The organism is Limnohabitans sp. DM1 (genome assembly GCF_001269385.1).
Classification (GTDB): domain Bacteria; phylum Pseudomonadota; class Gammaproteobacteria; order Burkholderiales; family Burkholderiaceae_C; genus Limnohabitans_A.
This window is the reverse complement of the sequence record NZ_CXOO01000014.1, coordinates 123336-138931: the sequence shown is the minus strand read 5'-3', so window position 1 is coordinate 138931 and position 15596 is coordinate 123336. Positions and strand designations below refer to the sequence as shown.

1 protein-coding gene (only partly in view) is annotated in these 15596 nt (G+C 62.0%); it reads left to right on the top strand.

All coding sequences use genetic code 11. The features are described from left to right. Positions 1–15596, top strand: the end of a protein-coding gene (locus AMM33_RS05560; protein ID WP_194945258.1) for an Ig-like domain-containing protein. It extends 16528 nt beyond the left edge of the window; the window shows 15596 of its 32124 coding nt (coding positions 16529–32124); the start codon falls outside the window, past its left edge; the stop codon is at positions 15594–15596.

The window sequence follows — 15596 nt, the reverse complement described above, 5'->3', positions numbered from 1 at the left end:
CCCTGGCCACCACCGACGGTGGCCGTACCTGGGTAGGCACCTTCACCCCGGCCAATGCACAGGACAGCAGCAACGTGGTGCGCCTGTCCAACGGCTACACCGATGTGGCCGGAAACCAGGGCAGCAGCGCCGTCAGCGCCAACTATGCATTGGACCGACTCGCGCCCACAGCCACCATCAGCTTGAGCGACACCGCTTTGACGGCCGGTGAAAGTGCCACCGTGAGCATTGCCTTCAGCGAAGCCGTGCAAGGGTTCTCCAATGGCGATGTGAGCGCGCCCAACGGCACGCTCAGTACCTTCACTGCCAATGCGGACAGCACGGTCTGGACGGCCACCTTCACCCCCACGGCCAACTTCCTGGCCTTGAACAACACCCTGACACTGGCCAGCACTTACAGCGACCTGGCCAACAATGCAGGCACAGCGGCCAGCGCGCTCTACAGCGTGGACACCCGTGCGCCGTCGTTCACCTTCCAGCTCAATGACGCCAGCAACAGCGGTGCCACCAGCGACCGCATCACCAACGATGACACCCCCACGATCAGTGGCACGGGTGCGGCCGACGACATCATCGTGGTGACCTTCCCGGGCTCTGGAGAAGTGCTGTCCAGCACCGTGGGCGCCAACGGCCAGTGGTCCTTGACCCCCAGCTTGACCATGGCCAGCGGCTCGGTCAGTGTGCTGGCCAGGAACAGTGCCGGTGCGTCATCGCTGCCGCAAACACTGGCTTTGACCATCGACAAGTCCGTGGCCCAGCCCACCGTGGCGCTGGTCTGTGACAGCGGCGCCAGTGCCAGCGACCGGATCTCCCAAAGTGCTGAACTGGTGATCAGCGGCCTTGAAAATGGTGCCTCGGTCAGCTACAGCACCAATGGCACGGCATGGGCCAGCACCTTCACCGCCACCGAAGGCCTCAACACCGTGTGGGTGCGCCAGACCGATGTGGCGGGCAACGTGGCCACCTCGTCGGCCTTGACTTTCACCCTGGACACCACGGCACCTGCGCCCACATTGAGCATAGAACCCGTTTTTGGCGATGACGCCATCGGCCCGGTCGATGCGCAAGCCCTGAGCACCGCCGTGTCCGGTGATGTCACACAAGCGCGCGCAGGCGATCTTGTCAGTGTGTTCGTCAATGGCCGCACATTCACCGCCACGGTGGACTTGTCAGGGCATTACAGCGTGGACGTGACCACCACCGATTTGATCGCTGACACCGACCGAAGCCTGGATGTGGTGCTGAGCGCCAGCGATGCGGCAGGCAATCAGGCCAATGCCTCAGCCAGCCGTGCTTACACGGTGGACATCGTGGCACCCGTGGTGCAGAGCCTGAGCATCGACAAGAGCAGTCTCAAAGTGGGCGAAACCGCCACGGTGAGCATGGTGTTCAGTGAAAAAGTCACCGCTTTTGATGTCAGCGACATCACCGCAGCCAACGGCAGCCTGAGTCAGTTGCTCAGCAGCGATGGCGGCACCACCTGGAGCGCCGTGTTCACGCCCAGCATGAACATTGAAGACACCAGCAATGTGCTGCAGATCACGGCCACCTACACCGATCTGGCGGGCAATACGGGCAGCGGCCTGAGCAGCGCCAACTACAGCCTCGACACGAAGGCCCCCACGGCCATCATCCAACTGGCCAATGAAACCCTCAAAGCCGGGGACACCACGACACTGAGCATCCGCTTCAGTGAGGCGGTGCAAAACTTCAGCCAGGACGATGTGACGGTGCAAAACGGCAGCCTGGGCACCTTGTCAACTGCAGATGGTGGCTTGACCTGGACGGGCACCTACACGCCCCTGAGCAATTTGGAAGATGCCAGCAACGTCATCACCCTGGCCAACACCTACACCGACCTGGTGGGCAATGCCGGTCAAACAGGCACCAGTGGCAACTACAGCCTGGACACCAAGGCGCCCACCGCCACGATCTTGCTCAAGAGCGCAGGCCTGGCCATCACCAGTTTGACGGCAGGCCAAAGCGCGGATGTGACCATCACGTTCAGCGAAGCGGTCAAGGGGTTCAACAACGCCGATGTGTTGGCCCCCAACGGCACACTCAGCACCCTGACCAGCGCAGATGGTGGCATCACCTGGACGGGCACCTTCGCAGCCGACGCGGCCATCGAAGACGCGACCAACAACATCACCGTGGCACAGGCCAGCTATACCGACATGGCAGGCAATGCCGGGGCAGCGGCCGCCAGCGCCAACTACGCCATTGACACCCAGGGGCCAAGCGCCAGCATCAGCTTCAGCGATGTCGATTTGCTGGCCGGTGAAACCTCCACGGTCACCATCACCTTCACGGAAAAAGTCACCGGTTTCAGCAACGCCGATGTGACAGTGCAAAACGGCACCCTGAGCACGCTGACCAGCACCGACGGTGGCGGCACCTGGGTGGGCACTTTCATACCGGGGCAGGTGCAATCAGCGAGCAATGTGCTCAGCCTGGCCAACAGCTACACCGATCTGGCAGGCAACCAAGGCGCAGCCGCCACGAGCGCCAACTACGCCATTGACCGCCTCTCGCCCACAGCCAGCATCAGCTTGAGCAACACGGCCATCAAAGCCGGAGAGAGCGCCACGGTCACCATCACCTTCAGTGAGCGCGTCAGTGGCTTCAGCAATGCCGATGTGTCAGCGCCCAATGGCACGCTGAGCACCTTCACCGCCAGCGCCGACGGACTGAGCTGGGTGGCCACGTTCACGCCATCTGCCAACATCCAGGTGCCAGTCAACAGCTTGTCCCTGGCCAGCACCTACACCGATCTGGCTGGCAACGCCGGTACTGCGGCCAGTGCCAGCTATGCGGTGGACACCCGCGCGCCCAGCTTCACCGGACGTCTGGATGACAGCAGCAACACGGGCGCCAAGAGCGACCTGGTCACCAGTGACGACACCCCCACCATCACGGGCACCGGCTCCAATGGGGATGTGATCACGGTCACCATGCCAGGCACCGGCGAAGTGATGACAGCCACCGTCGGGGCCAATGGCCTGTGGTCGGTCACGCCCACTTTGGCCATCAGCAGCGGCAATATCAGCATCAGTGCCACCAGCACGGGAGGTGCCACCGCCGCCACGCAAACACTGGCCGTGGTCATTGACAAAACCATCGCCAACCCTGTGGTGGTGCTGGTCTGCGACAGCGGCATCAGCGCAGTTGACAAAATCACGCAGCAAGGCGCCATCAGCGTCACGGCCGAGGCCGGTGCAACGCTCGAATACAGCACCAACGGCATCTTGTGGTTGACCACCTTCACGGCCAACGAAGGCCTGAACACCCTGACCGTGCGCGCCACGGACGGTGCGGGCAATGCGGCGGTCTCCAGCCCCTTGAGTTTCACCCTGGACAGTTCGGTGGCTGATTACACCGTGGCCTTGCTGTGTGACAGTGGCCTGGCCACAGACAAGGTGACCAGCGCCTCCGGGCTGCAGACCACAGGTGTCGTGGCGGGCGATGCCATCAGCTACAGCCTCGATGGCGGCAGCACCTGGCTGGGCACGTTTGTGCCGGTGGAGGGTGGCAATGCCTTCCAGGTGCGTGTCAGCGATGCGGCAGGCAATGTGCGCATCAAGGACATGGCCTTCACGATGGACACTTTGAGGCCCGATCAACCCGTCATCTCGCTGGTGTGTGATGGGGGCTTGAACGGCAGCGATCGGATCACCGCGCAAGGCGCGATCAACGTGAGCCATGAAACGGGTGCCACAGTGATGTTCAGCACCGATGCGCTCACTTGGAGCACCACGTTTGCAGCCGCTGAAGGCGCCAACACGGTGTATGCCCGCGCCATGGATCTGGCAGGCAACTTGAGCGAGGTGGGTACTTTGGTGTTCCGTCTGGACACCACGGCACCATCCAATCCCACAGTGGCCCTGGCCTGTGACAGTGGCAGCTCTGCCAGCGACAAGCTGAGCTTGAATGGCAGCTTGCAAATCAGCACGGCCGAAACTGGCGGTTTCATCGAATACAGCACCAACGGCAGCGCCTGGGCCACCACGTTCGCGGCTTCTGAGGGCGCCAACACCGTGCGTGTGCGGGTCACCGACTTGGCCGGTCTGGTCTCGGGTGTCACCGAATGGGCCTTCACCCTGGACAGCCAGGCGCCCATTGCACCTGCTTTGGCCTTGATCTGTGACAGCGGCAGCTCGGGCACCGACAAAATCACCCACAGTGGTGCCATCCTGGCGACCACACTGGAAGCTGGCGGCAGCCTGCAATACAGCACCGATGGTGCCGCCTGGGCCGCCACTTTTGCCGCAGGCGAGGGCGTCAATACCGTCAAGGCACGGGTGGTGGATGCGGCGGGCAATGCCGGAGCAGTGTCTACGCTGACCTTTACGGTCGATCAACGGATCACCAAGCCCAGCTTGTCATTGATTTGCGACACGGGCACGCCCAGCGATCTGGTCACCACACAGGGGGGGCTGCAGGTCCTGGGTGCCGATGCGGGGGCCCTGATCGAATACAGCTCCAATGGCAGCAGTTGGATCAGCAGCTACAGCGCAGTCGAAGGCAGCAACACGGTCTATGTGCGCAGCACAGACGCAGCAGGCAACCAGGCCATTTCAGATCCCTTGAACTTCACCTTGAACACCAAGGGAGACACGTTCACGGCGGTTCTGGCCAACACCAGCAACAGCGGCACTTTGACCGATCTGACCACCAACGACGATACGCCCACCATCAGCGGCACGGGCAAGCCGGGCGATTCGGTCAAAGTGACCATGCCCGGCACGCTGGAAGAGCTCAACACCACGGTGGACATCAATGGCTTGTGGAGCGTCACACCCGTCAACCCGATCAGCTCGGGCCTGGTGGTGGTCAACTACACGGGCGCCACCAATGCCACGCAAAACCTCGCTGTGGTCATTGACAAGACCGTCGGCAACCCCAGCGTGAGCTTGCTGTGCGATTCGGGTGTGAGCAGCAGCGACAAGGTCACGACCATCGGGTCCATGAACGTCACGAGTGAATCCGGGGCTTTGCTGGAATACAGCACCAACGGCAACACCTGGAGCGTGACCTACACGGCCACCGAAGGCGACAACAGTGTGCAGGTAAGGCAAACCGATGTGGCGGGCAACATCAGCACACCGGTGGTGTTCAATTTCACGCTGGACACCACCAGTCCGGCGCCGGTCTTGACGGTGGGTGCCATCACCGGTGACAACGGCATCGGGCCGGTGGACGCCCAGGCAGCCCTCACGGCCGTGACAGGTGCCGTGACCCAGGCGCGCGCAGGGGATGCAGTCAGCGTCATGGTCAATGGCAAAACCGTGACGGGTGTGCTCAATGCGGTGGGGCATTTCAGTCTGAATGTGGACACGGCTGATTTGATTGCCGACCCTGACAAAACCGTGAATGTGCTGGTGATTGCCACCGATGCCGCAGGCAACAGCCGCAGCATCAGTCAAAGCCACACCTACACGGTGGACACGCTGGCACCCACGGTGCAGAGCATGGCCATCAGCAAGGCCTCCTTGAAGGCCGGAGAAACGGCCACCGTCACCATCGTCTTCAGTGAAAAAGTCACGGGTTTTGATTTGGGCGATGTGGCGGCCGAGAACGCCGTGCTGAGTAATCTGCTCAGCAGCGATGGCGGCCAAACCTGGACGGCCACCTTGACGCCCGCCAGCAATGTGACAGACACCAGCAACATCATCACCCTGGGCCCGGTTTACAGCGATCTGTCCGGCAATGGCGGCACGGGCAGCACCAGTGGCAACTACAGCCTGGACACCCAGGCGCCCACAGCCGTCATCACCTTGGGCAGCGAGTTTCTCAAAGCGGGCGAAAGCACCACCTTGACCGTCAAGTTCAGCGAGGCCGTGCAAGGCTTCAGCAACGAAGATGTGACGGTGGCCAATGGCAGTTTGGGCACTCTGACCAGCGCTGACGGGGGCACCACCTGGCAAGGCACTTTCACGCCCACGTCCAACGTGGAGGACGCCACCAACCTGGTGGCACTGGCCAACACCTACACCGACCTGGTGGGCAATGCGGGCAGCAGCAGCGTCAGCGGCAACTACATTCTGGACACCAAGGTGCCCAGCGCCCAAGTGACCCTCAAAGATGCCAGTGGCGCTGCCGTCACCCGATTGACCGCAGGACAAAACGCAACGCTGACACTCGTCTTCAGTGAGGCGGTGCAAAACTTTGACAACAGCGATGTGACAGCGCCCAACGGCACGCTGAGCACCCTGGCCAGCAGCGATGGCGGCATCACTTGGGTGGGCACCTTCACCGCCAACGCGGGCATCGAAGTGGCCAGCAACAGCATCACCGTGGCCGCAGCCGGTTACAAAGACCTGGCGGGCAACCTCGGGGGCACCGCCTCCAGTGTCAATTACGCCGTGGACACCCAGGGACCCACGGCCAGCATCAGCTTGTCCGATGTCAATTTGCAGGCGGGCGAAACTGCCCAGGTCACGATTGCTTTCAGTGAAAAAGTGACCGGCTTTGACAACAGCGATGTGCGTGTGCAAAACGGCACGCTCAGCACCCTGGTGTCCACAGACGGTGGACAAACCTGGCTGGGTACTTTCACGCCTGACGCGGTGCAAGTCGCGACCAATTCTGTTCACATCACCAATGGGTACAACGACTTGGCAGGCAACAACGGCCTGGTGGCCACCAGCGCCAACTACGCCATTGATCGGCTATCGCCCGCTGCTGTTGTGCGTCTGAGTGATGCGTCACTCAAGATGGGCGAAAGCGCGACGGTGACCATCACCTTCAGTGAAAAAGTGCTGGGTTTCAGCAACGCCGATGTCTCTGCGTCCAACGGCACGCTGGGCAGCTTCACCGCCAGTGCCGATGGCCTCGTGTGGACGGCCACATTCACCCCTGCCGCAGGTGTGGAAGCAGACAGCAACAGCGTTGTGCTGGCCAATACCTACACCGACGAGGCCGGAAATGCGGGCACGGTGGCCTCGGCCAGTTATGCGGTGGACACGCGTGCACCGGACTTCACCGTCAAGCTCGACGATGCCAGCAACAGCGGCAATCTGAGCGACCTGATCACCCGCATCGACATCCCCACCCTGAGCGGCACAGGCTTCAAAGGCGACACCATCGTGGTCACCATGCCCGCCACGGGCGAGGTGCTGAGCACCACCGTGGACGCCAGCGGCGCCTGGTCGGTCACGGCCAGCCTGGCCATGAGCAGCGGCACCATCAGCGTGGTCGCCATGGACCCGGCAGGCAACACCAGCGCTGCCCAAACACTGGCCGTGGTGATTGACAAAACCATCGCCACGCCCACCTTGAGCCTGGCGTGCGACAGCGGCGCCAGCAGCAGCGACAGAATCACCAGCTTGGCCAGTTTGAGCCTGGGCAATGTGGAAAGCGGCGCCAGCGTCACCTTCAGCACCGATGGCAACACCTGGAGCACCACCTTTGCGGCGGCCGAAGGCGCCAACACCGTGATGCTCCGGGTCACCGACGGCGCGGGCAACGTGGCCAGCGCCATGCCGCTGAGCTTCACGCTGGACACGGCGGTGTCGAACTTCACTGTCGCTTTGGCCTGTGACAGCGGCGCGAGCGCTGCCGATGCCATCACCCAAAGCGCGATCCTGGCTTTGACAGGGGTGGAAGCGGGTGCAAGCGTGGAATACAGCACCAACGCCAGCACCTGGGCGAGCACCTTCACCGCTGTGGAAGGCTCGAACACCCTGAGCGTGCGCGTCACCGATGCGGCGGGCAACCAGCGCAGCCAATCGCTGGCCTTCACGCTCGACACCACGGCCGCTGCGGCGCCTGTGATCGCGCTGGTGTGTGACAGTGGCCTGTCCGCCACTGACCAGATCAGCCAGCTGGGCGCGGTCAATGCCAGCAGCGCAGCGGGCACTGCGGTGCAGTACAGCACCAACGGCAGCACCTGGGCATCGACCTTCACGGCCGTGGAGGGCGTGAACACCTTGCAGGTGCGTGCCGTCGATGCGGCAGGCAACCTCAGCCCAATCAGCAGCTTGAGCTTCACGCTGGACAATTCCGCGCCACTGGCGCCCACCGTCAGCCTCAGCTGCGACAGTGGCGCCAGCAGTTCGGACAAGCTGAGCACATCCGGCAGCTTGCAAGTGAGCACCCCCGAGACGGCCAGCCTGATCGAATACAGCACCAATGGCAGCACCTGGGCCACCACCTTCAGCGCGGCAGAAGGCGTCAACGCCGTCAAGGTGCGCATCACCGATGCGGCCGGCCTGGTGGGCGCGATCACCGATTACAGCTTCACCCTGGACACCACCGGCCCTGACGCGCCCTCGGTCGGACTGGTCTGCGACAGCGGCAGCCTGGGCACGGACAAGATCAGCAATGTGGGCACCGTGGCGGCCAGCTCTTTGGAGGCGGGCGCCACCTTGCAATACAGCACCGACGGCAGCACCTGGAGCACCACGTTTGCGGCCGGAGAAGGGTCGAACACCTTGCGTGTGCGGGCCATCGACAGCGCAGGCAATGTGGGCACGCCTGCAACGCTCAATTTCACGCTGGACACCCTGGTCACCAAGCCCACCCTGGTTCTGGCCTGCGACAGCGGCACCTCGGGCGACAACATCAGCAACAACGGCGCCATCTCCGTGGTGGGTGCCAGCGTGGGCGATGTCCTGGAGTTCAGCACCGATGGCAGCATCTGGATGGGCACATTCTCTGCCGTTCAGGGCAGCAACAGCGTGCGCATAAGGGCCAGCGACGCGGCGGGCAACCGTGTGGTGTCCGATGTCCTGAACTTCACGCTGGACAACACAGCCCCCAGCCCCACAGTGACTTTGAGCTGCGACTCGGGCACCAGCGGGATTGACCAATACACCAATGCAGGCACCATCACCGTGGCCGGATACGCGGCGGGTGAAGTGCTGTCCTATTCCACCGATGGTGGCGCGAGTTTCTCCAGCACCTTCTTTGCGGTGGACGGCCTCAACACGGTCACGGTGCGGGCCATTGACGGCGCTGGCAACGTGGGCTTGAGCAACAGCCTGAGTTTCACGCTCGATACGGCGCTCAACAGTCCCAAATTGAGTTTGACCTCGGACACAGGCTCCAGCAGCACCGACCGGGTGACCTCGAATGTGGCCCTGTCCCTCAGTTTTGACCCCGGCACCGATGCGCTGGCCGATGTGCGCACTTTTTACAAAGTGACCCTGGCCAATGGCACGCCGGTGCGCGATTGGGCGGCCAGCTACGTGCAGCCCACACTGGACGCGGATTACACCGTCAGTGTCAAAGTGGTGGACAAAGCCGGTAACGAGCGCACCGATGCGCTGGACTTCACGCGCTTGACCCTGAATCCCACCACGCCCACCTTGAGCCTGAAAACCGACAGCGGCCGCAGTGCGCTGTTCATGTCGGACCGCATCACCAATGACGGTTTGGTCAAGTATTCACAGACCTACGCCTCAGGCGTGACAGTCACCTACCAGTTCAGTACCGATGGCGGGGGCAGCTGGAGTGCGCCCACCGCCACGTTCTCGCCCATCACCGATGGGGCTTATCAAGTTCGTGCCATCGCCACTGACCAAGTGGGCAACTTCAGCACCAGCACGCCCTTGACGTTCACGCTGGACACCACCGGCCCTGCGGCCCCCACCGTGTCGCTGTTGTGCGATGCCGGGGTGGATGGCGATTTGCTGACCAATGACGGTCGAATCTCGGTCTCGGGCGTGGAGGCCAATGGCATCGTCCAATACAGTACCAATGGGGGCAATACCTGGACCACAACCTTCAGTGCCACAGAGGGCATCAACGCCGTGCAAGTGCGTGCGGTCGATGTGGCCAACAACAACGGGACAGACCGTGTATTCAGCTTCCTGCTGGACCTGAGTACACAAGCACCAACTCTGGCGCTGACCTGTGACAGCGGCTCCAGCAGCAGCGACAAAATCACCAAGGATGGCCGCATCAGTGTGGACAACGTCGAAAGCGGTGGCACGGTGTCCTACAACCTGAACGGTGCAGGCTGGTCAGACAGCTTTGCTGTGCCAACGACCGACGGGCAACATACTTTGCAGGCCCGTGTGACGGACCCGTTTGGCAACGTCAGTGTGACCACCAGCCTGACATTCACCCTCGACAGCACCACCTCTTTGGCAGAAAGCTTTTTCAGCAGCAGTTTGCTCAATTACGCCGTGCTCAACGGGGTCGCCACGGGGGGCGCGGTGGTGGGCTCTGCCATCAATGTTTCAGCCACGATCAACGAAGTCGTGCAGGCGGGCTCCTTCATTCGTTTGGCATTGGACACGGGTGCTGTGGTCACCCTGACGGCAGCAACGGAGGGTCGACTGCTGGAGGGCACCTACACCGTGGGCCCCAATGAGTCGACCGCCGACCTGACGATCAACAGCATCCTGGGTGCACGCCTGACCGATCTGGCTGGCAACGTGATCACCGATGTATCGATTCCGCTGGGGTTTAACCTGGGCGACAACAACAACATCGTGGTGCGCTGGGGCATGTCGGGCACCGAACAGGGCGATCTGTTCAATGGCTTGGTCCGCGGTGTGGGCTTGAATGACGATTTTGACGGTCTGGCTGGAAGCGACACCATCAGCTACAGCAGCGCGACCCTTGCCGTGACCATCAACTTGCAAACGGGCGTGGCCTCCGGCACCAATGTGGCCGCCAACAGCGACAGCCTGGTCTCGATTGAGAACGCGGTAGGGGGCTTGGGCGCTGACGTGATTTTTGGCAGCGCAGAGGCCAACATCATTGACGGTGGTGCGGGCACCGACAGCGTGTCTGCGGGCGCTGGCGACGACACGCTCATCAGCGGCGCAGGCGCCGACACGATCGATGGCGGCACGGGCGATGATTGGTTCATCTTCGATGGCGCTGCGACGGCAGGCGCCAGTGGCACCTTGACCGGTGGCGCCATGGCCTCGTTTGCTGATGGCGTGGGTTCGACCGACTCCCTGATGAACATCGAACACATGCTGGGCACCGCTTTTGCCGATGCCCTGGGCGGTGACAGTGGCACCAACAGCATCATTGGCGGGGCCGGGAACGACACCCTGTGGGGTGGCGCAGGCAACGACAGTTTGCGCGGCGATGACGGCAACGACTCCCTGGCCGGTGGCTCGGGCGATGACACCTTGGTGGGTGGCTCGGGCAACGACACCTTCTTTGGTGACGCGGGCATTGATCTGGTTGACTACGACGCTGACCTGAGCGCGGTCAACGTCGATTTGTTCACCTCACTGGGCACAGACGGCTATGGCAACCAAGACTCCTTGGTGGGTGTTGAAAACCTGCAGGGCAGCAAGTTCAATGACTCCCTGATCGGGGACAGCGCCAACAACCTGCTCATGGGCGGTGCGGGCAATGACTACCTGTGGGGCCGTGCGGGCGCAGACACCTTGCAAGGTGGTGCTGGTGACGACACCCTGGCCAGCAGCGGCGGCGCCTTGCTGGAGGGCGGCGACGGCAGTGATTGGGTCAACTACGCCCAGGTGGCGGTGGGGGTCTCGGTGGATTTGACCGCCGGTCGCGCCAGTGTGGGAGCGGCCACAGACTTGATCAGCCAAGTCGAAAACGCCTATGGCTCCATTTTGAGTGATCGCATCGTGGGTGATGGCCAAGACAACATCCTGGTGGGTGGTCAAGGCAATGACACCATTTTGGGGGGCTTGGGCAACGACACCATCTACACCCTGGGCAGCGACAGCACCACGCTGATCGACGGCGGCCTGGGCGATGACTTCATGAACATCAGCGCTGCGGGGGTGATCACCGCAGGTGACGGCAATGACACCATCACGTTTGAGCAATTGGGCGGAGATTTCTCGGGCATCAATTTGCAGGGCGGCGCTGGCACCGACAAATTGCAGTTGATCGGCAGCGGACAGATCTTTGACCTGACGGTGGCCGATACCGTCACGGGCGGGCGTGTTCTGGGGGCTTTGACCAGTGTTGAAGTGATCGACATCGGCAGCGGCCTCAATCAGCTCAAGCTGGGCACGGACATGGCCAACGTGGAAATGATCACGGGCCAAAATGGTGCGGCCGCTTTCTTGCGCATTGACGGTGTCAATGGCAAGGTCTTCCTGCCCGATGGCTGGGACATTCTGGACGCCAATGCCGACCTGGCCGCTGACACGATGCAGATTGAAGGCAGCAGCTATCTGCTCTACACCAACAGAGGCAGCACGGGCGGCAACGACACCGTGGCGGTGCAAAACGGCGTGAGTGCGGTGTACCTGTCGCAACTGTCATCGGCCAGCACCTTCTGGATGGGCACACCTGGCCCCGACTTTGCGACCGGACGGGGGGGCAACGACACCATGAACGGCGCGGGTGGCGACGACACCTTGCGCGGCGGCGCTGGCAACGACTCCATCAACGGCGCTGCGGGCAATGACTGGGCCGACTTCACGCCCAATTCGGGCGACGTCACGGGTGCCGTCACGGTCAACCTGGTGGCCGGTACGGTGCAGGGGGCCACGGGCAATGATTCGCTGTTCAGCATCGAAAACGTGCTGGGCGCAGGGGGCAACGATTCCTTGGTGGGCGACAGCCTGGGCAACTGGCTCAGTGGTGCCGCAGGACAGGACACCTTGAGTGGTGGCTTGGGGGACGACACCCTGACCGGTGGTGCGGGTAACGACACCCTGATCGGCGGGGCGGGCAACGACTGGGCCGACTACAGCCAGGCCGCTTCTGGTGTGACCGTGTCTTTGGGGGTTTCTTTGGGCACCATGGGCACGTCCTTGGGTGTGGGCTCGGTGGCCATTGCCGGCAACGGCAGTGTCTGGGGCGCAGAGGGCACCGACATTCTGACCGGCATTGAAAACGTGTACGGGGGCTTTGGCGCCGATTTACTGGTGGGTGACACGGTGGCCAACTTCTTGCAAGGTGGCGCAGGCCGCGACACCTTAAGAGCCGTGGCTGGCAACGACACCTTGTGGGGCGGTGCGGGCGATGACAGCCTGGTGGGCGGATCGGGCGCTGACGCCTTTGTGCTCGAGGTGGGCAACGACACCTATGTGGGTGGCGAAACCGTCAGCCCAGGCCCGGCGGACACGCTGGACCTGCGCGCTTTCAGCGGCAATATCACGGCCCTGGCCACCCCAGTCAACAACGTGGCCAGCGTCACGGTCAATGGCGGCCAGACTTATGGCACGGATGAAGTCCGCTACATGGATGTGTGGCTGTTTGGCAATGGCAATGTCACGTTCCACACTTTTGTGGGCGCAGCTGGAACGACCACTGGCACCTGGGCCGAAACCATCAGCACAGGCTCGGGGAATGACTCCATCTGGTCAGGGGGCGGTGCCGATTCGATTGTTTCTGGGGCGGGTAATGACACGATTTCCCCAGGCGCCAATGCCACTGCCGACGAGGCCGATACGGTCGATGGGGGTGCAGGGGTGGATTGGTTGCTTTATCAATCGGGCAACGCCATCTGGGTGAGTCTGGACGGTGGGTCCGCCAGTTTCCAGCAGGTGTCCATCAGTGGTGCCACCCTCGGCGCGGATTATGTGCGCGGTTTTGAACACATCTGGACAGGCTCTGCCGCAGACAGGGTATGGGGGTCTGCGGCTTCGGAAAGCATCATCGCCGGCAGTGGCGCCGACACCATTTGGGGGGGCGGCGGCAGCGACTACATTGATGCCGCAGGCACGGATGCCCTCTCGGATACCATCTTTGCGGGCATGGGCAACGACACGATTTACACCGGCGGCGGAGCATCAGAATTTGTGAGCGTATCCGGGGGGGACAACTACATCCACATGGGGGACCTGGCCAGCAACAGTTATACGTCCTATCAAAGTGACACCGTGTATGCCGGTGCTGGCAACGACACGATCGTGAACTTCATGGGTTCACCCTACTACGGGACCTGGGGCAGCACCGGCATCACCCACATTGATGCAGGCAACGGCAACAACTGGATTCAGGCCGGGTCGGGTACTTTTGGCGCAGAGCGGGTGATCACCGGCAGTGGTAACGACTACATTGACGTGGGCAAAACGGGTGAGTCAGCAACCGCGACGGACACGGTCAGCTCCGGTGCGGGCAACGACACGGTGTATGTGGGTAATGGCTTCGAGAGTTCCAGTTATGTGCAGTCCGTGAACGCCGGCGCCGGCGATGACCAGGTATATGCCTCGGGTGTGGGTTTCAACTACATGTTCGGTGACGCAGGCCATGACACGCTGGTAGGCGGCAGTGGCACCAACACCTTGTTGGGCGGCGACGGCAACGACTCACTGGTGGGTGGGGTCAGTGTGGACAGCATCATGGGGGATGCCGGTAACGACACCCTGATCGGTGGTGCCGGTGCAGATTTTCTGTGGGGGGGGGACGGCAACGACGACATCAGGACCGATGGCGTCAGTGCCAGCGTTTTTGGCGGTCTGGGCAATGACACCATCCTGAGCACCGGCACCAGCAAATACCTGCAAGGCGACGCTGGTGACGACTATTTTGTGCAAACCGGTGGCGCAGTCAGCGTGATTTCTGCGGGCTTGGGCAACGACACCATTTTCACCACGGGCAGCTCGTCGGTGGAAACCATTTATGGTGGCTATGGCAACGACTTCATCGATGCGCGCAACGGGGGCTCGACCAACGGGGATCGCTTGTTTGGCGATGAGTTCTTGGTGGAAACGATCGGTGGCAATGACACCATCTACAGCTCGGACGGCGCCAGCACGGTGTTTGGCGGCGGGGGAGACGACCTCATCACCACCGGGTTTTCGGCTGACTCTGTCAACGGTCACACCGGCAACGACACCCTCATCACCAATGCCGGTAACGACACGGTGCTTGGCGGCTTTGGCAATGACCTGATTTTCGGTGGCGCTGGCAATGACTCGATTTTTGCCAACGAGGACATGGACACGGTGTATGGCGGCGACGGCAATGACAGCATAAATGGGGGTATTGGCGATGACTGGCTGGACGGCGGCGCGGGCGACGACAGCCTGGTTGGCGGTGAAGGCGCGGTGGGCACCATTTTTGGCAACGACACCATCGTGATGGGCGCTGGCACCAACTATGCTTTTGGCGAGTTGGGCTCGGATGTGTTCATCTTCAATTTCGATTGGCAAAACGATGCGAATGCCGACACCGTCAGCGGGGGCGCGGGCATGGACATGGTCAAGTTCGATGGCGCCGGTCTGGTGCTGGACTTGACGCTGAGCATGCACGCCACCGCCAACTGGTTGAACGTGGAACGGATTGACTTGACCGGCACCGGCAACAACACCTTGAAGATGGCCGCCACAGACATTGTGGATTTGTCGGATTTGACGCTGGGTAACGCCGCCAGCAGCAACTTCAGCTTGCGGCCTTTCCTGATGATTGACGGCAACAGCGGCGATGCCATGGACTTGAGTGACTTGGGTTCGGGCATGACCTTGGCCAAAATTGTCTCTGGCACGCTCAGCTATGACTTCAACGGCAACACCGTGATCGATGCGGCCGAGTCTGCTGCGATCCAAAATACCGGCAGGGTCACATTCACCACGCCCCAGACGGGTCTTCAGACGTACAACGTTTACAACGTGCTCAACGCCACTTCGGTGTCACAGGGCATGCTCTTGATAGACACGGACATTTCGATCACCGGCGCGGTGCTGCCGGTGTGA